At 68.5% G+C, this 17942-nt stretch carries 15 protein-coding genes; 4 read left to right on the top strand and 11 right to left on the bottom strand.

All coding sequences use genetic code 11. The features are described 5' to 3' along the window. Window positions 1-21 precede the first annotated feature (21 nt). Window positions 22-1116: an LLM class flavin-dependent oxidoreductase gene (locus tag KVT39_RS01725; RefSeq protein WP_217587393.1), complete on the top strand. Its 1095-nt coding sequence runs from the start codon at window positions 22-24 to the stop codon at window positions 1114-1116. A 109-nt stretch (window positions 1117-1225) separates the two neighbouring features. Here the strand turns inward: KVT39_RS01725 and KVT39_RS01720 are convergent, their stop codons facing one another. The 11 genes from KVT39_RS01720 to KVT39_RS01670 all read right to left on the bottom strand — a co-directional run bounded on the left by KVT39_RS01720 (window position 1226) and on the right by KVT39_RS01670 (window position 12591). Next, window positions 1226-2161, bottom strand: a complete 936-nt coding sequence (locus KVT39_RS01720) for an ABC transporter substrate-binding protein (protein ID WP_217587385.1) — start codon at window positions 2159-2161, stop codon at window positions 1226-1228. Window positions 2162-2195: 34 nt separating this feature from the next. Beyond that, a complete protein-coding gene (locus KVT39_RS38380) occupies window positions 2196-3986 on the bottom strand; it encodes an amino acid ABC transporter permease/ATP-binding protein (protein ID WP_217587383.1) in 1791 nt (596 codons plus the stop codon). Window positions 3987-4074: 88 nt separating this feature from the next. Beyond that, window positions 4075-5427 (bottom strand): LLM class flavin-dependent oxidoreductase, encoded by a 1353-nt coding sequence (locus KVT39_RS01710; RefSeq protein ID WP_217587375.1) that lies wholly within the window; start codon window positions 5425-5427, stop codon window positions 4075-4077. Between the two features lie 7 nt (window positions 5428-5434). Beyond that, window positions 5435-6484: an LLM class flavin-dependent oxidoreductase gene (locus tag KVT39_RS01705; protein ID WP_217587373.1), complete on the bottom strand. Its 1050-nt coding sequence runs from the start codon at window positions 6482-6484 to the stop codon at window positions 5435-5437. 53 nt (window positions 6485-6537) lie between these two features. Further along, window positions 6538-7479 carry an ABC transporter substrate-binding protein gene (locus KVT39_RS01700; protein ID WP_217587365.1) on the bottom strand — a complete coding sequence of 314 codons (942 nt, stop codon included), beginning with the start codon at window positions 7477-7479 and terminating at the stop codon, window positions 6538-6540. Between the two features lie 53 nt (window positions 7480-7532). Next, window positions 7533-8093 (bottom strand): GNAT family N-acetyltransferase, encoded by a 561-nt coding sequence (locus tag KVT39_RS01695; protein ID WP_217587357.1) that lies wholly within the window; start codon window positions 8091-8093, stop codon window positions 7533-7535. Window positions 8094-8401: 308 nt separating this feature from the next. Continuing rightward, on the bottom strand, window positions 8402-8803 hold the full coding sequence (locus tag KVT39_RS01690; RefSeq protein WP_034180145.1) for a type II toxin-antitoxin system MqsA family antitoxin: 402 nt from the start codon (window positions 8801-8803) through the stop codon (window positions 8402-8404). A 2-nt stretch (window positions 8804-8805) separates the two neighbouring features. Further along, a complete protein-coding gene (locus KVT39_RS01685; RefSeq protein ID WP_034180144.1) occupies window positions 8806-9102 on the bottom strand; it encodes a type II toxin-antitoxin system MqsR family toxin in 297 nt (98 codons plus the stop codon). Between the two features lie 108 nt (window positions 9103-9210). Next, window positions 9211-10245 carry a succinylglutamate desuccinylase/aspartoacylase family protein gene (locus KVT39_RS01680; RefSeq protein ID WP_217587355.1) on the bottom strand — a complete coding sequence of 345 codons (1035 nt, stop codon included), beginning with the start codon at window positions 10243-10245 and terminating at the stop codon, window positions 9211-9213. Between the two features lie 265 nt (window positions 10246-10510). Beyond that, on the bottom strand, window positions 10511-10783 hold the full coding sequence (locus tag KVT39_RS01675) for a hypothetical protein (RefSeq protein ID WP_217587930.1): 273 nt from the start codon (window positions 10781-10783) through the stop codon (window positions 10511-10513). Window positions 10784-11040: 257 nt separating this feature from the next. Further along, window positions 11041-12591 carry a sensor domain-containing diguanylate cyclase gene (locus tag KVT39_RS01670; protein ID WP_217587346.1) on the bottom strand — a complete coding sequence of 517 codons (1551 nt, stop codon included), beginning with the start codon at window positions 12589-12591 and terminating at the stop codon, window positions 11041-11043. 511 nt (window positions 12592-13102) lie between these two features. Between KVT39_RS01670 and KVT39_RS01665 the strand changes: the two genes are divergently transcribed. The 3 genes from KVT39_RS01665 to KVT39_RS01655 are packed head-to-tail and all read left to right on the top strand — an operon-like array spanning window position 13103 to window position 17921. Continuing rightward, window positions 13103-15982, top strand: a complete 2880-nt coding sequence (locus KVT39_RS01665) for a xanthine dehydrogenase family protein molybdopterin-binding subunit (RefSeq protein WP_217587330.1) — start codon at window positions 13103-13105, stop codon at window positions 15980-15982. Continuing rightward, window positions 15979-16665: a (2Fe-2S)-binding protein gene (locus tag KVT39_RS01660; RefSeq protein WP_217587320.1), complete on the top strand. Its 687-nt coding sequence runs from the start codon at window positions 15979-15981 to the stop codon at window positions 16663-16665. Before KVT39_RS01665 ends, KVT39_RS01660 begins: the two co-directional genes overlap by 4 nt. After that, on the top strand, window positions 16662-17921 hold the full coding sequence (locus KVT39_RS01655; protein WP_217587311.1) for a cytochrome c: 1260 nt from the start codon (window positions 16662-16664) through the stop codon (window positions 17919-17921). The genes KVT39_RS01660 and KVT39_RS01655 overlap by 4 nt, the downstream gene beginning before the upstream one ends. The last annotated feature ends 21 nt before the right edge of the window (window positions 17922-17942 follow it).

Raw genomic sequence — 17942 nt, 5'->3', positions numbered from 1 at the left:
GAACCAGAAGGACAACCCGACATGCCAGTCGACATCATCGGCATGATCACCGCGACGCCCGGCGCGGAGGTCGACGTACCGGGCGGCGCGGCCGTCCAGCCCGACTACGTGCGCCGCTTCGCGCACGCGCACGAGGCGGCGGGCTTCGACCAGATCCTGGTCGGCCATTTCAGCAACGCGGCGGACGGTTTCATCGTCGCGTCGTTCGCGGCCGCCGCGACCGAACGCATCCGCATCCTGCTCGCGCACCGGCCGGGCGTGATCGTGCCGTCGGCCGCCGCGCGGCAGATCGCGACGCTCGACGTGTTCAGCGGCGGCCGGCTCGCGCTGAACGTCGTGTCGGGCGGCGACGATTCGGACTTGCAGCGCGACGGCGATTTCGTGCCGCACGATGCACGCTACCGCCGCACCGGCGAATATCTCGACGTGCTGAAGCGGATCTGGCTGGCCGACGCGCCGGTCGACCACGACGGCGAGTTCTACCGGCTGCGCGGCGCGTCGCCGCTCGTGAAGGGCGCGCAGCGGCCGCACGTGCCGATCTATTTCGGCGGCTCGTCGCCGGCCGCGCTCGCGGTCGCGGGCGAGCACGCGGATGTCTACATGACGTGGGGCGAGCCGCTCGCATCGGTGCGCGAGCAGATCGCGCGCGTGCATGCCGCCGCCGCGCCGTTCGGGCGCGCGCCGCGCATCAGCGTGTCGTTTCGGCCGATCGTCGCCGATACCGAGGCCGCCGCGTGGGAGAAGGCCGAGGCGATTCGCGAGCGCGTACGCGCGGCGCGGGTCGCGAACGGCCAGCCGATCGCCGGCCACGCGCCGCAGAATGCGGGCTCGCAACGGTTGATGGCCGCCGCCGCGCAGGGCGACGTGCTCGACGAGCGCTTGTGGATGGGTGTCGCGAACCTGACCGGTGCGCGCTGGAATTCGACCGCGCTGGTCGGCACGCCCGAACAGGTCGCGCGGGCGCTCGGCGCGTATTATCGGCTCGGCGTGTCGACGTTCCTGATTCGCGGGTTCGATCCGCTCGACGATGCGCTGGCCTACGGGCGCGACCTGATTCCGGCGATTCATGCGCATGTCGAGGAGCTCGACCGGTATCACGCTGCGGTGACGGCATAGGCGCGACTCGGCGACGAACGGTACTGCTTCGACTGCGCCCCGGTATTTCCATCGTGGAATGCCGGGGCGATGTCATTTCAGGCATCGACGCATCGACGCATCGACGCCTTCAGAACGACGGCAACCCCGGCGGATTGGTTTCCGCGCGAGCGATCGCCTCGCTCTGCAAACCCCATCGCGCGAGCGCCTGCCCATACCGGCCGCTGCCGATCAGCGCATTCGTCGCTAGCGTCAGCGCGGGCGCGAGGCCGCTGCCGCGACGCGTTGCGATCGCGACGTCGGCATTGTTCGGCCAGCCCGCATTGACGACGCCGACGCGGCGGATCTTGCCGCTGCGCGCGGCCTCGTACGCGAGCGACGCGTTCGGGTTCAGCTCCGCATCGGCGCGGCCCGACAGCAGCGCGACGCGCGCGGTCGCGTCGTCGTCGAAATAGAGCAGCTCGGTCGCCTTCAATCCTTGAGCGACGTTGCGCCGGCTCCATTCGAGCAGGATGCGCTCCTGGCTCGTGCCGGCACCGGTGATGATCCGCAGGCCCGCGATGTCCTTCGGCTCGGCGATCTTCGCGATCGGGCTGCCGGTGCGCACATAGAAGCCGTGCAGCCCGAGCCGGTAGGTCGTGAAATCGTATTTCTCCTTGCGCTTCTCGGTCACGCCGACGTTCGAGATCACCGCGTCGTACTTGCCGGACGTCAGCCCGAGCGGCCAGTCGGCCCATGCGATCGGCACCAGTACGAGCGTGCGGCCGAGCGCATCGGCGACGAGCTGCGCATAGTCGGGATCGGCGCCGACCACGGTGCGTGCGTCGGTCGCGTAGGTCGATACGGGTGGCGCGTGCGGTGAAATCGCAACCGTGAATGCGCCGTCGCGCACCCAGCGGTAGCCGCTCGCCTCGCGGATGGCCGCGTCGTCGCGCGACGCGCGAATCCGGCCGGCCTGGCGTGGGTCGAGGTCGGCCGTTGCAGCCGCCGCGTTTGCGATGCGCGACGACTGGCCGCCGGATGCCGCGATCAGCGCGGCGGTCATGAATTGACGTCGATCGATCATCGTGTGGCGCCCCGGTTGTCGGAAGGGATGCGCATCACAGCACCCGCGACAGGAACGCGCGCGTGCGCGGATGCGACGGCGCGTCGAGCACGACGGCCGGCGGCCCCGCTTCGACGATGCGTCCGCGCTCCATGAACAGCACGTTGTCCGCGACCTCGCGCGCGAAGCCGATCTCGTGCGTGACGATCACGAGCGTCGTGCCCGAGCGCGCGAGTTCCTTGATCACGTCGAGCACCTCGTTGACGAGCTCCGGGTCGAGCGCGGACGTCGGCTCGTCGAACAGCAGCACCTTGGGACGCAACGCGAGCGCCCGCGCGATCGCGACGCGCTGCTGCTGGCCGCCGGACAATTGGCGCGGGTACGCATCGGCCTTATCCGCAAGACCGACGCGCGCGAGCAGCGTGCGTGCGGTGCGCTCGGCCGCATCGCGCGTGACGCCGGCGACGGCGATCGGCGTCTCGATCAGGTTCTCGAGCACCGTCAGGTGCGGGAACAGGTTGAAATTCTGGAACACCATCCCGACGGCCGTGCGCCGCTTCAGCACGTCGCGCTCCTTCAGCTCGTAGAGCACGTCGCCGTCGCGGCGATAGCCGATCAGTTCGCCGTCGATGTCGATGAAACCGTCGTCGACGCGTTCGAGATGGTTGATCGTGCGCAGCAGCGTCGACTTGCCCGAGCCCGACGGCCCGACGATCGCGGTCACGCTGCCGCGCGGCGCGACGAACGACACGTTGTCGAGCACGCGCTGCATGCCGAACTGCTTCGATACGCCATGCACGGCCACTTCGCCGCCGGCGCGCGGCGCGGTGGCGGCAGCGGGATCGGTATCGCTTTCGGCCCGCACGATCGACGCCGAATGGCGCGACGTGGCACGCCGCCACAGCACGCCGATGCGCGCGAGCGCGAACGTGAGCACCGACGGCGGCGGATTGCGCAGCGCGCCGCGCGCATAGTGCCGCTCGACCTGTACCTGGATCGCCGACAGCACGGTCAGGATGATCAAATACCAGACGGTCGCGACCATCAGCAGCGGAATCACTTCGAGATTGCGGCGATAGATCACCTGCACCGTGTAGAACAGCTCGGGCATCGCGAGCACGTACACCATCGACGTGCCTTTCGCGAGCGTGATCAGGTCGTTGAACGCGGTCGGCAGGATTGCGCGCATCGCCTGCGGCAGCACGATCCGCGCGGTCTGGCGGCCGCGCGGCAGCCCGAGCGCGGCGGCCGCTTCGAGCTGGCCTTGGTCGACCGCGAGAATGCCACCGCGGATCACTTCCGCGGAAAACGCCGCGTGGTTCAGCGTGAGGCCGAGCACGGCCGCGAGGAACGGGCTGATCAGGTCGGTCGTCGGCGCTTCGAACCACACGATGCCGGTGAACGGCACGCCGAGCCGCACATGCTCGTACAGGTAGCCGAGGTTGTTCAGGATCAGCAGCAGCACGATCAGCGGAATCGAGCGGAACAGCCACACGAAGGTCCATGCGCTCGCGGACAGCAGGCGCGACCGCGACAGCCGGGCCAGCGCGACGAACGCGCCGAGCACGAAGCCGAACACCGCGCCGAGCAGCGTCAGCACCAGCGTGCGCGCGAGCCCCGACAGCACCGGCGGCGACAGGAACCATTCGGCGAACACCGGCCAGCCCCATTGCGGGTTGCCGAGGATCGAATGCAGCGCGATCGCGATCAGCACGACGGCGAGCACGGTGCCGGCCGTGCGCGCCCGGTGGCGCGCGGGCACGATCCGGAACCGCGTGCCGGGCTCGCGCGCGCCGGCGGAAGAGAGCGGCGGCAGTGCGCCGCCGAGGTGGGTCGTGTCGCTCATGTCGTTGGAAGTCCTCGAATCGGTCGGTCAGTCGGTCGCGCCGCGCACGGGCGGCGCGGCGGTCGGCACATGGCCGGGCCGCGGTGGCTCAGGCGTGCGCTTCGGCCGCCGTTTCCTGCGCAGCGCCGGGTGCCGCGTGGCGGCTCGCCTTGCGCGGCAGGCCGAGGTGGTCGCGCAGCGTCGCGCCGGGCAGGTCGCGGCTGTAGCGGCCGCGCGCCTCGAGCACCGGAATCACGAGTTCGACGAAATCGTCGACGCCTTGCGCCTGCACCGGAAAGCCGAGGATGAAGCCGTCGCCGGCGCCCGCGTCGTGCCAGCGGATCAGCTCGTCGGCGACATGCTCGGCCGTGCCGATGAAGTTCGGGCGCGGCGTCGCGACCGCGAGCGCCGTCTCGCGCAGCGACAGGCCCTTGTTCTTCGCGTCGGCCTTGATCCGGTCGGTGGTCGAGCGGAAGCTGTTGCGGCCGAGGTCGCCGAGTTCCGGGAACGGCGCATCCAGCGCGTATTGCGTGAAATCGTGGTGATCGAAATAGCGGCCGAGATATGCGAGCGCCTCGTCGATCGTCAACAGGTCGCGGATCGCCTGGTATTTGTCTTCGGCCTCGGCGGCCGTGCGGCCGACGATCGGCCCGACGCCGGGGAAGATCTTCACGTCGCCGGCTTGCCGCCCGTGCTCGACCGCGCTCTGCTTCACGCGCTGCGTGAACGCGGCTGTTTCGTCGAGCGACGGCGAATGCGTGAACACCGCGTCCGCGTACTTTCCCGCGAGCCCGATGCCGGTGTCGGACGAGCCGGCCTGGAAGATCACCGGCTGCCCCTGCGGCGAGCGCTGGATGTTGAGCGGGCCCGCGACCTGGAAGAAGCGGCCGTGGTGATCGAGCGTGTGCAGCTTGTCGCGATCGAAGAAGCGGCCGGTCGCGCGGTCGCGCACGAACGCGTCGTCGTCCCAGCTGTCCCACAGGCCCTGCACGACGTCGAGGTATTCGTCGGCGATCTCGTAGCGCAGTTCGTGATCGGGATGCGCCTTGCCGAAATTCTTCGCGGTGCCTTCGAGCGGTGTCGTCACGACGTTCCAGCCGGCGCGGCCGCCGCTGATCGCGTCGAGCGACGCGAGCTGGCGCGCGACCGTAAACGGCTCGCTGTACGACGTCGAGATGGTTCCCGCGAGCCCGATCTTCTTCGTCGCGACCGCGAGCGCCGACAGCACGGTCAGCGGCTCGAAGCGGTTCAGGAAGTGCGGGATCGACTTCTCGTTGATGTAGAGGCCGTCCGCGACGAACGCGAACGCGATGCCGGCGGCTTCCGCCTTGCGCGCGATGCCGATCGCGAAGTCGAGGTTGATGCTCGCGTCCGGCGGGTTGCTCGGGTGCCGCCATGCGTTCATGTGGCTGCCTGCGCCTTGCAGCATCAGGCCGAAGGGGATCGATCGTCGGGTCGTCATGGGAGCGTCACGCGTTCTGGTCAGGGGAGAGGGAGCGGTCGGCCGCGAGGGCCGCTTGCAACGGCGTGGCCGACAGCGCGCCGCCGAGCCATTCGACCGATGCGAGCCGCGCCGCGTAGTCGGTCACCGGCGAATCGATCACGAACGCATCGACGTCGAGCCGCCGGCTCAGCGCATCGAGCGCGCGGTGCACGCGCTCGGGCGTATCGGCCAGCACGGTCGGGCGCAGCTCGTCGATCCGGTAGTCGGACGCGCCGCTTTGCCGCGCGAATTCGGCGGCCGCCTGTGCGCTCGCCAGGTTGAAACTCTGCCCGCCCGCGAACTGCAGCTTGAAGATCTTCAGCGGTCCGATCAGCTGCTCGGCCTCGTCGCGCGTCGGCGCGGCCACCGCGTATAGCGCAACGAGCGGCCGCGTGCCGCCCGCGCCGCGGTACGCGTCCAGCGAGCGTTCGAGATTCGCGTCGTCGCCGTTGAAATGCCCCGCGTAGCAGAAGCGCCAGCCGTTGCGCGCGGCGAGCGCGCCGCTGTCCGGCGAGCCGCCGAGCAGGATGCGTTCGGGCGGCTGCGGCGGCACCGGCATCGCGACCGCGCCGGCGAGCGGATGATCTTCGGCGACGCCCCAGCCGAGAAACGCGTCGAGCTCCGCGAGCTGGCCCGCGAAGTCGGGCTTGCGCGCCTTGTCGTGGAACCACTGCAGCGCGCGCGTGGTCAGCGGCAATCCGCCGGGCGCCTTGCCGATGCCGAGATCGACGCGGCCCGGCGCGAGCGCGGCCAGCACCTTGAACGCTTCGGCGACCTTGAACGGGCTGTAGTGCTGCAGCATCACGCCGCCCGAGCCGACGCGGATGCGCGACGTGTGCGCGAGCAGGTGCGCGACGACGATCTCCGGCGCGGAACTCGCGAAACCCGGCGTGCCGTGATGCTCGGCGACCCAGAAGCGCTCGTAGCCAAGCTGTTCGGCGCGCTGCGCAAGCGTCGTGGTGAAGCGCAGCGCGTCGGCGGCGCTCGCGCCGTCGGCGATCGGACTCTTGTCCAGCAACGAAAGCGAATAAGACATGGTGAGCGGCGTTCCTGCGTATGGCGTGGATGGACGGTGGGCGCGCGCGGCGATCAGCTCTTCGGCAGCCCCGGCGGATTCGTGCGCGACTGGTCGATCGCTTCGGACGCGAGGTTCCAGCGGTCGAGCACCTGCTGGTAGCGGCGGTTCTTGATCAGCCCGTTCAGCGCGACGGTCAGCGGCTCGGCGAGCCCGCTGCCGCGGCGCGTCGCGATCGCGATGTCGGCCGTGCGCGGCCAGCCGCCGCTGATCGCGCCGACGAGCCGCGTCTTGCCTTGCTGCGCGCTCTGGTACGCGAGCACCGAGTTCACGCTGAACACGGCATCGGCGCGGCCCGACTGCACGGCGACGATGCGCATCGCCTGGTCGTCGTAGTACTGGATCTGCACGGGTTTCAGCCCGTGCGCGACGTTTTCGCGGTCCCACGCGAGCAGGATCTTTTCCTGATTGGTGCCGGCGTCGGTCACGACGCGCAGCCCCGCGACATCCTTCGGCTCGCGGATCGCCTGGATCTTGCTGTCGTTGCGCACGTAGAAGCCGACCAGATCGTGGCGGTACGACGAGAAATCGAATTTCTGCTTGCGCTCCTCGGTGACGGTCACGTTCGAGATCACCGCATCGACTTTCCCCGATTCGAGCGCGAGCGGCCAGTCGGCCCACGCGAGCGCGACGATCTTCAGCTTGCGGCCGAGGCTGTCGGACACGAGCTGGCCGACGTCGGCGTCGAAGCCGACCACCGTGCGCGCGTCGGTCGCATACGAGCTGATCGGCGGCAGGCTCGGCGCGATGCCGATCGTCAGCGTGCCGGGCTCGGCGAACTTGAACGACGCGGGCACCGCGCGTTCGACGGCCGCATCGGCCACGCCGCGCGGGCGGCCGCGCTGCTCGGGGCTCAGGTCGAACGTCGCGGCAGCCGCGGCGAATGCGGTCAGGCCGATCAGCGCGGCGGCCAGCGTGCGGATGGCGCGGGAAGAATGCGGTACGGCTCGTTGCATGAAAACGTCCTGTTGTCGTGTCGTAGGGAGCGGAGTCGGGTGGAGCGGTGGGCTCAGCGCGGCAGCGCCGGCTCGGGCAACGGCGCCCGCAGGTCGGCGAGCGTCGACGTGCGCGACGGATCGGCGAGATCCTTGCCGAACCGCAGGTGGAAATACGCTTCGGGGTCGATCGACGAATCGAACAGCCGCGTATAGCCGGTGCGGTCGTACAGCGCCCAGGCTTCGGGCTGGCGAAAACCGGTGGTCAGGTAGAGGCGTCGATAGCCCTGCTGCGCGGCGCGCAACTCGAGCGCTTCGACGATGAGCCGCGCGAGGCCCTGACGGCGCAGGTCCGTGCGCGTCCAGATGCGCTTGAGCTCGGCGGTCTGCGCGTCGTAGCGCTTGAACGCGCCGCCGCCGATCGTTTCGCCGTCGCGCAGCAGCAGTACGAACGCGCCTTCGGGCGGCGCGAACAGTTCGGCCGGATAGCGCGCGAGTTCGTCGCGCGCGGATGCGCGGCTGTCGGGGCGGTACGCGTCGTAACGGGTCGAATACTCGTCGATCAGCGCGTCGATCAGCGGTTGCGCGCGGACGTCGAGCGGCGTCGTGTCGATGAGGCGGTCGTTCGTGGCCATGGGCATCGCGAAGGGCGCGCGATGCGGACGTTCCTTTTGGGGTGCGGGCACATGGCCCGTCCGGTCTGTTCCGTTATCGCGGCGCGGTTGTCGTGATGACGGCGGCCGATGCGCATCCTGCGATGCATGCGACGGGCCGCCGCCGTTTCGAACACGTTAGCGGCGCGGCCGGCAAAGGCGAACGAAGCAATTTCGATAAGGATTTCGCGGCAGGCGTCAGAAGGCTTGCAGCGGGAGTGGGGTGGGGGTGGAAAGCGCATGCGTTGAAGCTCGTGCTTCACGCATGCGCAATGCCGAATGGCGCGAACCTATGCGGCCCGCACTTCGGCAAGCAGATCCGGATGGCGATCCAGTATCTTGAACAGTTTCACAAGGGCGAGCGGCGGGTTCGTCTTGCCGGTTTCGTAGCGGGAGAACGCGTTGACACCGCCACCGAATATCTCGGCCGCCTCGCGCTGGTCCAGCATCAGCTTCTTGCGTACCTTCGCAATGTACTTCGGGTCGACGATGGTCGAGTTCACCTGTTTGTTGAACTCGGTGATCGCGTCGCCGAGACGGGTCGCCTCGTCGAGGTCGAGGACCGACTCTCCGCAGGCCGGGCAGAAATCACCGGTGATATCGCGGACGACCGTCGATCGACCCTTGTACGTATAGGGGATATCTCGTGTATCGCGGACCAGCTTGGCGGCACCGCAGGCAGGGCACTTCATTTTCACCGCTCCTTGAAAGACACGATCAGCACGTCGTCGATCACTGTCAGTTTCAGGTACACGTCGCCATGGACTGTGCGACGTTGATAGACGTCTTGCCAGATCGTATGGTCGGCATACGTCGTCATGCTCTTGTAGAAATCGGCGGCTGTCAGCGACATGACGACACCGACTGCCTCCCGTTCCGTAAAACCGAGTTGCCGGGCGCCGAATACCGCGCTCGCGGTCAAACGCACCTTGCCGTTCTCGATGAGCGTTTTGATCCGGGACAGCTTGCAATGAGCCGAATTCTTTTCCATTTGCGATCATAACCAAAAGGGTTAATTTGTCAAGTTGGTTAATGACGCACGTGTGCCGTCCGCCATGAATGACAGACTGCACGGAAAGGGGATGAATCCGGAACTGGCCTAATGGCCAACGCTCGGCGCAGCCGACAGCTCCGCCAGCTGAAACAGGCAATCGCCGCGCCGCACCTGCGCGGGCACGCGCTTGCACACCACTTCGCCGTCGCCGTTGAACCGGTGCAGCATCGGTTCGCGCAGCGGCGTATCGGGGAAATGCACCCACGCGGCCGGCTGCCCGGCCTTCACCTGGTCGCCGAGTTCGACGAGCGGCTCGTACAGCCCGCGCTCGTATGCGTAGACGAAGTGGCGGTCGCCGTCGACGCGCAAAAAGCGCGTGACGGTCGGCGGCGCGTCGGGCATGAGCGCGCCGCGCAGCAGGCCGATATAACCGAGGTAGTGCAGCAGCCCGTGGCGGCCGAGCCGGATCAGCGACGGATCGGCCATGCCCGCGCCGCCCAGTTCGGTCACGATCGAGATCGCGCCTTGGCGGCGCGCGGCCGATGCCGAATGCACGGGGTTCGGCGCGTGCAGCAGCGCATTCGGCAAGCCGAACGCGACCAGCAGCCCGTTGAGCTTCGCGGCTTCGTCCGCGTCGAGCGGATCGATCGCGAGCATGTTGCCGCCCTGGTACAGCAGCGAACTGCCGCCCGAATGCAGGTCGACCAGATACTGCGCACGCGACAGCAGCGCGTGCTCGATGTAGTGGGCGATCATCTGCGTCGGCGTGCCGGTCGGATCGCCGGGGAAACTGCGGTTCAGGTTGCCTTCGTCGAGCGGCGACACGCGCAGGCCCGCGTCTGCCGCGGGGAAATTCGCCATCGGCAGCAGGATCAGCTGCCCGCTGACCATCTCGGGTTCGATCTCGCGCATCAGCTGCGACACGATGATCTGGCCTTCGTATTCGTCGCCGTGGTTGCCGGCCATCACGAGCGCGACCGGGCCGTCGCCGTTGCGGATCGACGCGATCGGGATCGGCAGCCAGCCGTACGCCGAGCGGTGCACGGAATGCGGCAGCCGCAGGTAGCCCGCGTGCTTGCCTTGCGCATCGAGATCGATTTCGCAGTGGATGGGGTTTCGCTGTGAGGAAGAGGCGGTCATGGCGGCATCGTTCGATGAACGGAATCTGCCATCTTATCGGGAAACGACCGCCACGCGGCGCGCGGGGAGCGTACAACGCCGACTGCCGTCAACCGGCATGCGAGCGGATGCGCATGGATGCGCATGGGCGAGCCGGCCTGCCGATACGCGAAACCGCGCGCGATGTTGCATCGGTGAACGCATGCGGCCGCGTGGCCCGGCCGCATTCGTGCGTCAAATTTCGCGCCGATCCCTTGCCGCAGCAGGGCCGGCGCGCGCGGCCGGCTCAGCGACCCGATGTTTCAGCTTCGAGACGTCCTTCTTCCCACAATGCCCAGAAACGGCTGCCGGCGCGATACGGATTCGCGCGCCGCGCGCCGTAATCGGTGACGCCCTGGTGAAACGCGCCGTACAGCGTCAGCGGCGGATTGTCGACGCACGCGGCTTCACGGGCGGGCGTGCGGCGCTCGAAAACGAGCCGCCGGATCAGGGACGCGCCGTCGATCACGGTTTGTTCGTCGATCGTTTCGGTTCTGGCGAGGACTTCGACGGTATTCATGTTGGGCTCCCTGAAATGTTCTTTCCCCATCAAGGAGCAATAAGAATGCCAACCACGAAATGGCGTCCGCTGCATCGATCGTGCAGGCTTCTGCGGTCAACGTAACGGGTGGCGAGCGGCGATGTTACGGAACACGTCACGTGACACGCGAGCGCGCGGCGCGACGTGCGAACACGCAAAGCGTTTCGGAATTGAATCGCCGGGAGGATGCGGCCGGTAGCGGAAACGACGATGAGCGGGCCGCGCGTGCCGTCAGGTCAGCTGGCGGTGGCCGGCGCCACGCGGCGGCTGCCGTTCGAATAGAAGCGGTAGATGCCCTTGCCGGCCGATTTCGCGTCGTACAGCGCGCTGTCGGCCTGGCGGATCAGTTCGTCGGGGGAGCTGTGCCCGTCGTCGAGCGCGATGCCGATGCTGATCCCGAGGCTGACGATCTTGCCGATCGACAGCGTATACGGTGCCGAGATCTGCCGGATGATGCGCGCGGCGAGGAGCGAGCACGCGTGCATCGTCGTGTCGTCGATCGCGACGACGAATTCGTCGCCGCCGATGCGCGCCGCAAGCTCGCCGGGCGGCAGCGTCTTGCCGAGCCGCTCGGCGACCTGCGTCAGCACCTCGTCGCCGGCCTGATGGCCGAAGCGGTCGTTGATCGCCTTGAAGCCGTCGAGGTCGAGATACATGACGGCGAGCGACGGGCCCGGCATGTGCGGCCGGTGCGAAAGCATCCGCTTGAGCTGGGCATGCAGTTCGTGGCGGTTCGGCAAACCCGTCAACGCGTCGTGCCGCGCGAGATGCCGGATGTGCTGCTCGGTCTGGCGGCGCGTGGTGACGTCCTCGACGATGACCACTGCGTTGCCGTCCGGCACGCGGTGGCGCGTCAGTTCGAGCTGGCGGCCGTCGGCGAGCGCGATGTCGAACGGCTCCGGTTCGTCGCGGGTCAGCCAGACGTCGCACTGCGCGGCGAGACCGGCGCCGCCGGGATCGCACATGGCGTTCGTGCCGAGCGCCGCGACGACGTCGGCCAGCGGCGTATCGAGCATGATCTCGCGCGGCGAGCCGAACAGCTGCGCGGTGCGGCGGTTCGCGACGATCACGCGGGTCTCGCTGTCGATCATGCACAGGCCGTGCGGCATGTAGGTGAGTGCGGCGTCGAAGTGCGCGACGAGTTCGGCGTTGCGCTGGCGCGCGGCGATCAGCGCGACGAGCACGCGGTAATGGCGCTGGACGACCGTGCGCATGGCCGCGAGATAGATCGCGAGCGGCGGCAGCAGCAGCCACGCGCCCGGCCGGTCCGCCAGCATCGCGCCGAGGGCGATCGGCAGCACGCCGAGCGTGACCTGTGTCATCGCGAGCCGCGGCAGCGCCGAATTGCGCGATGCGATCCCGCCGAACACGCCGCCCGCGACCATCACCGACAACGTGCCGAGCTCGACGTCGACGGCGTCCACGCAACCCATCACGCCGACGCCGAGCACGAAGCATGCGGCGAGCGACACGGGCGCATAGCGCCTCGCCCAGTATTCGGCGCGATCGTCGCCGGCGTCGCGGCGCACCGTGTAGGCACGCGCGATCGCGAGCCGGGCGGCGAGCAGGCCGACGTCGATGATCAGCCACGCGAGGCACCAGAGCTGCTGCAGCCGGATCAGCGCGACGACCGCGACGAAGCCGCTCGCGAGCCCGGACATCGCCATCGGGCGAATATCTTCGAACAGCGTGACCAGCATCGACGGGCGCAACGCCGCCGTGACATGGTGGTTGCCGGAGGAGGGTGTGGCGAGAACGGAGTTCAGGATGGATGCCCTGACTGCCATGGTTTTTGACCTCGACACGAGTCGCGATGGCTGGCGGCGCCCGCACGGCACGTGGCGGAGGCACCGGCAAGCCGGATACGCGCGACATTACCATGAAACATGCGCGGCGCGGAGCGTCCTGGCGTATGGCAGGCGCACATCGCCGGCACCGGACACCGCGGCGGCGGCCAGTCGCAAGCCACGCGTGCGAAAGCCCTGCGCATTCGACGGCACGGAGGCGGCATCGTTGCCGACGAAACGATATCCGGCGGTCGGCCGGAGACCGGCCGCGATGCGTGGCGAGCTTGCCTGCCGGCCGGTATCGATGCTGGCCGAAGCCGATGCGCGCCATGCAAACGCACCCCGCGACCACGCGCCGCACCTCGGCCGAATCCCGTTATAAGAAATCCAATAAGTATTTCATGCGGGAAATACTATAGGCGATATATCAAAAACAATGCCAGAATGCGCGCCGCTCCGAACGCCGCGACACCCGATCGCCGATCGAGCCGCATCAGGAGGTTCTCCCCACATGAAAAACCACGGCCTGTCACGGCGGGGTTTTCTGAAAGCCAGCGTACTGGCGGGCGTCGCAGTGTATGTCGCGCCGCTGGGCAGCCGCGCATTCGCGGCGCTCTTCGAAGAAAAACTCCTCACCCCCGTCAAATGGGATAGCGTCACCGGCATCCCCCAATTCCGCATCGACGGCATCGCGAAGGTCACGGGCTCGAAAGTGTTCGCCCGCGACGTCCGCGCGGCCGACATGCCGCACTGGCCGCAGCAGCAGTCGCATGCGCTGATCCTGCGTGTCACGCAGGCCGACCGCACCTACGAAGGCTTCGACCTGTCGCTGCTCGGCGACGACCTGAAACCGGACCGCGTGGTCACGGCCGACGATCTCGCGCGCGACGGCGTTGCGTTCCCGGCGTTCTACGGCGACGACATGCTGTTGCCGGCCGGCAAGACGCCCGCGTATCTCGGCCATGCGGTCGCGATCCTGATCTATCACGACTTCGCGCGCTTCCGCTTCGCGAAGAACGCGCTCAAGTTCCGCGACGACGTGATCCGCTACGGCGCGGTCACGGGCCCGCTCGAGCGCGATCCGTGGGGCACCTTCCGGTATGTGCGCGTGGGCGGCAAGACGGCCTACGACGACGACGTCTATTCGAGCCTTAAGGATGCGCCGATCTTCCCGAGCATGATGCGCAAGCACCTGCCGGTATGGCCGGACGGCAAGGAGCACGGCAAGCTCGACGAGCAGGGCATGTTCCTCGCCGCGCAGATCGCCGCCGAACTCGACCATCCGACGGCCGACTGGCTCGTGTTCGATCGCGAGTACAACACGCAGTCGGTCGACACGGCCGCGCTCGAACCCGACAACGCGAACTGCTGGTACGACGCCGCGACGCAGTCGCTGCACCTCGTCGTGCCGACGCAGTCGCCGCTCGAAGTGGCCGAGAGCGCGGCCGCGATGGTCGCGAAAACCCGCTTCCCGGTGAAGAAGCTGTTCGTGCATCCGTGCTACACGGTCGGCTACGGTTCGAAGGATCACTTCAACGTGCCGTTCTACGGGCTCGTCTGCGCGCTGTACGCGGACGGCCGCCCGGTGCGTTTCGCGAACGATCGCTACGAGCAGTTCCAGACGTCGCTGAAGCGTCACGCGTTCAGGATGCACTACCGGATCGCGGTCGACCGCAACACCGGCCTGCTGCAGTCGTTCAAGGGCGACTTCGAGGCGAACGGCGGCGGGCGCTCGAACTTCTCGCCGTCGGTGGCGATGGTCGGCGCGACGGCCGCGCAATCGATCTACTACTTCCCGAAGAGCGACCTCGCGGCCGTGGCGATCGCGTCGCGCGCGATCGACGCCGGTTCCGCGCGCGGCTACGGCACGCTGCAGAGCATGGCCGCGACCGAGATGGCGGTCGACGAGATCGCCGCGCAACTGAACCTCGACCCGATCGATTTCCGGCTGCGCAACGCGCTGCGTTCGGGGATGAAGAACACGCAGGGTGCGATTCCGGCCGGCGCGCTGCGCGTCGACGAAGTGCTGGAGCGTGCGAAGCAGCATCCGCTGTGGACGCGCCGCGCCATGCGCAAGGCCGAATTCGAGGCCGCGAACCCGGGCAAGCGCTACGGCGTCGGCTTCGCGTGCGTGCAGAAGGATTTCGGCACGGGCGCGGAAGCGTCGTTCGCGAAGGTCGAGTTCGACGAGCACGGCAAGGTGTCGCTGCAGCACACGGCTGCCGAGATCGGCACGGGCATGTCGACGTCGCAGGCCGTCGCGGTTGCGAAATGGCTCGGCCGTCCGGCGACCGACGTGCGCGTTGCCGTGACCGAGTGGCCGGACCTGCCGGTCGAGACGAGCGGCGATCCTTACATCATGTCGCAGGCCGACCAGGATCGGCTGAGCGCGAACCCGCGCTGGTCGCCGAACTATGCGTCGCCGTCGAGCGCGACGAATTCGGCGTACTACTTCACGCACAGCACGCGCGAAGCCGCGCGCGCGGTGTTCCGCTACGGGCTGTGGCCGGCCGCGATGTCGATCTGGACGCGCGGCCTCGGCGGCGGCCAGGCCGCGCCGTACACGATCCGCATCGAGGACGCGCGCTGGGTCGACGGCAAGCTGACCGCCGACGGCCTCGAGCCGCTGACGTTCGAGCAGCTCGCGAAGCAGGCGCATGCGCTCGGCCTGCCGACCGGCGCCGTCGTGCACGTGTTCAACCGCTGGCAATGGACCGACGCCGAGTTCGAAGTGGGCGGCACGGTCGAACGTTTGCCGATCGACGGGCTGTCGCTGCGCGTCGGTGCGCCGAAGACGGGCGACGGCAGCGGCCCGGTGCCGGGCACCGCCGCACCGGCCGGCGCGACCGCGATGCACGGCACGCTGCCGCCGACCGCGAACGGCTACCGCGTGCTGGACCGCAAGCGCGTGTTCATCCCGCCGACGAGCCGCAACAACGCGGCCGTCACGTACTACACGGCCGTCGGCACGCTCGTCGAGCTGGCCGTGCACGAAGCGACCGGCAAGGTCGAACTGCTCACGCACCACTCGATCATGGAATGCGGCAACCAGATTTCGCCGCAGCTCGTGTCGGGCCAGTTGCAGGGCGGTCTCGCGATGGGCATCGGCCATGCGCTGCATGAATATCTGCCGCTCTATGAGGACGGCCCCGGCAACGGCACGTGGAACTTCAACCGCTACCCGTTGCCGCGCGCATCCGACGTCGCCGTGTGGTCGCAGACGGGCGACATCCTGCCGCCGCTGTCCGAGACCGATCCGCCGAAGGGCGTCGCCGAAGTGGTGATGATCCCCGTCGTCGGCGCGATCGTGAACGGCATCGCGCACGCGATCGGCCATCGTTTCACCGACCTGCCGGTGACCCCGCAAAAGATTCAGGAGGTGCTCGCATGACGACCGCCCAAACCGCGGCTTCGGCCGCGAGCGCCAGCGCGGCTGCGACTGGCGTGTCCGCGCCGAGCGCGGCTTCGGCCGTGCCGGCATCCGCGCCGGCCGCAGCTCCGGCCGCCGTCGAGCGTCCGCTCGTCCGGTTCCAGCAGAAGCCGCTGTCGGTCAACATCAACGGCAAGTCCGTCGGCCCGATGCAGGTGCCCGAAGGGCTGATGATGATCGAGTTCCTGCACGAGTATGCAGGCCTCACCGGTTCGCGGCTCGGTTGCGGGCAGGGCATCTGCCACGCATGCGTCGTGATCGTCGACAAGCCGGACGGCACGAGCGAGGAAATGCGCACCTGCATTACCGGCGCGCACTTCTTCCACGGCCGCTCGATCCGCACGATCGAAGGCCACGCGAAGCGCAACGACGCGGGCGAAGTGGTCGAGCTGTCGCCGATCCAGCAGAAGTTCCTCGAGCACTTCAGCTTCCAGTGCGGCTACTGCACGCCGGGCTTCGTCAACGCGGCAACCGTGCTGATCGAGCGCCTGAAGCGCGAGCCGGTCGCGAAGGCCGACGTCGAACGCACGATCACCGACGCGCTCGACGCGCACATCTGCCGCTGCACGGGCTACGTCCGCTACTACGAAGCCGTGAAGGACGTGGTGCTGACGACGCCGGGACTCGTGAAGGACGCCGCATGAAACGCACATTCGCCCATCGTGTCGCGCGGGCCGCGGGCCTGCCCGCGCTCGCGGCGGCCTGCGCGCTGCTGCTCGCCGCCTGCGGCGGCCATGACGCGCCGGCCTCGAACGCGGCTACCGGCGCGCCCGGTGCCGACCCGGTCGCGCGCGGCCGTTATCTCGTCAAGGCCGCCGACTGCGCGGCGTGCCACACCGCGAAGGACGGCGCGCCGTTCGCCGGCGGCGCGAAGCTCGATTCGCCGTACGGCACGTTCTATGGCTCGAACATTACGCCCGACAAGGATCACGGGATCGGCAGCTGGAGCGCGGACGACTTCTACGCCGCGCTGCACGACGGCAAGGCGCCGTCCAAGCGGCTGTATCCGTCGATGCCGTACACGTCGTACCGGCAGCTCACGCGTGCCGATACCGACGCGATGTACGCGTACCTGATGACGGTCAGGCCGGTCGCGCAGGAGAACCGCGCGCACGAGCTGAAGTTCCCGTACAACCTGCGCTTCGGCATGGCCGTGTGGGATCTGTTGTTCCTGAAGGACAGCCTGCCGGACGCGTCGGCCGGGCAATCCGCCGACTGGCAGCGCGGCCGTTATCTCGCGGGCGCGCTCGGCCACTGCGCGGAATGCCACACGCCGCGCACGTTCACGGGCCAGCTCGACGGCGCGAAGCCGTTCGCGGGCGCCGCGCTCGGCCGCGTGGCCGCGCCGGACATCACGCCGGCCGGCCTCGCCGCGCGTGGCTGGACGGGTACCGACCTGCAGGCGTTCTTCGGCGTCGGCATCGCGCCGCAAGGCTCGGCGTTCGGCGAGATGTATCCGGTCGTGCACCTGAGCGCGCAATACCTGACGAAGGATGACCTGCGCGCGCTGTCCGTGTACCTGCTCGGCGATACGCCGCCCGCGCCGCAGCCCGTGAAGCCGGTGTCGGCCGACGCCGCGCAGCTCGCGGCCGGCCGCTCGGTGTATCTCGCGGTGTGCGCGGGCTGTCACGGCTTCAACGGCGAAGGCAAGCCGCACGTTGCAGTGCCGATGAACGGCAACTCGACGGTGCGCCAGGGCGATCCGCGCAACCTGCTGGTCGCGATGCTCGACGGCATCGACGAGCAGAAATTTGCCGGCTTCGAAAACCTGCAGCCGATGCCGGGTTTCGCGCGCACGCTGAGCGATGACGAACTCGCCCAGCTCGCGAACTACCTGCGCGCGACGTGGGGCGGTCAGCCCGCGAGCGTCACGCCGGCCGACGTGAAGGCGATGCGTTAAGTCCGGGTCACGCCGCAGGGC

This window comes from Burkholderia sp. GbtcB21, from assembly GCF_019091065.1.
GTDB classification, from domain to species: Bacteria; Pseudomonadota; Gammaproteobacteria; order Burkholderiales; family Burkholderiaceae; genus Burkholderia; species Burkholderia pyrrocinia_C.
This window is presented reverse-complemented; position numbering and strand designations above follow the sequence as displayed.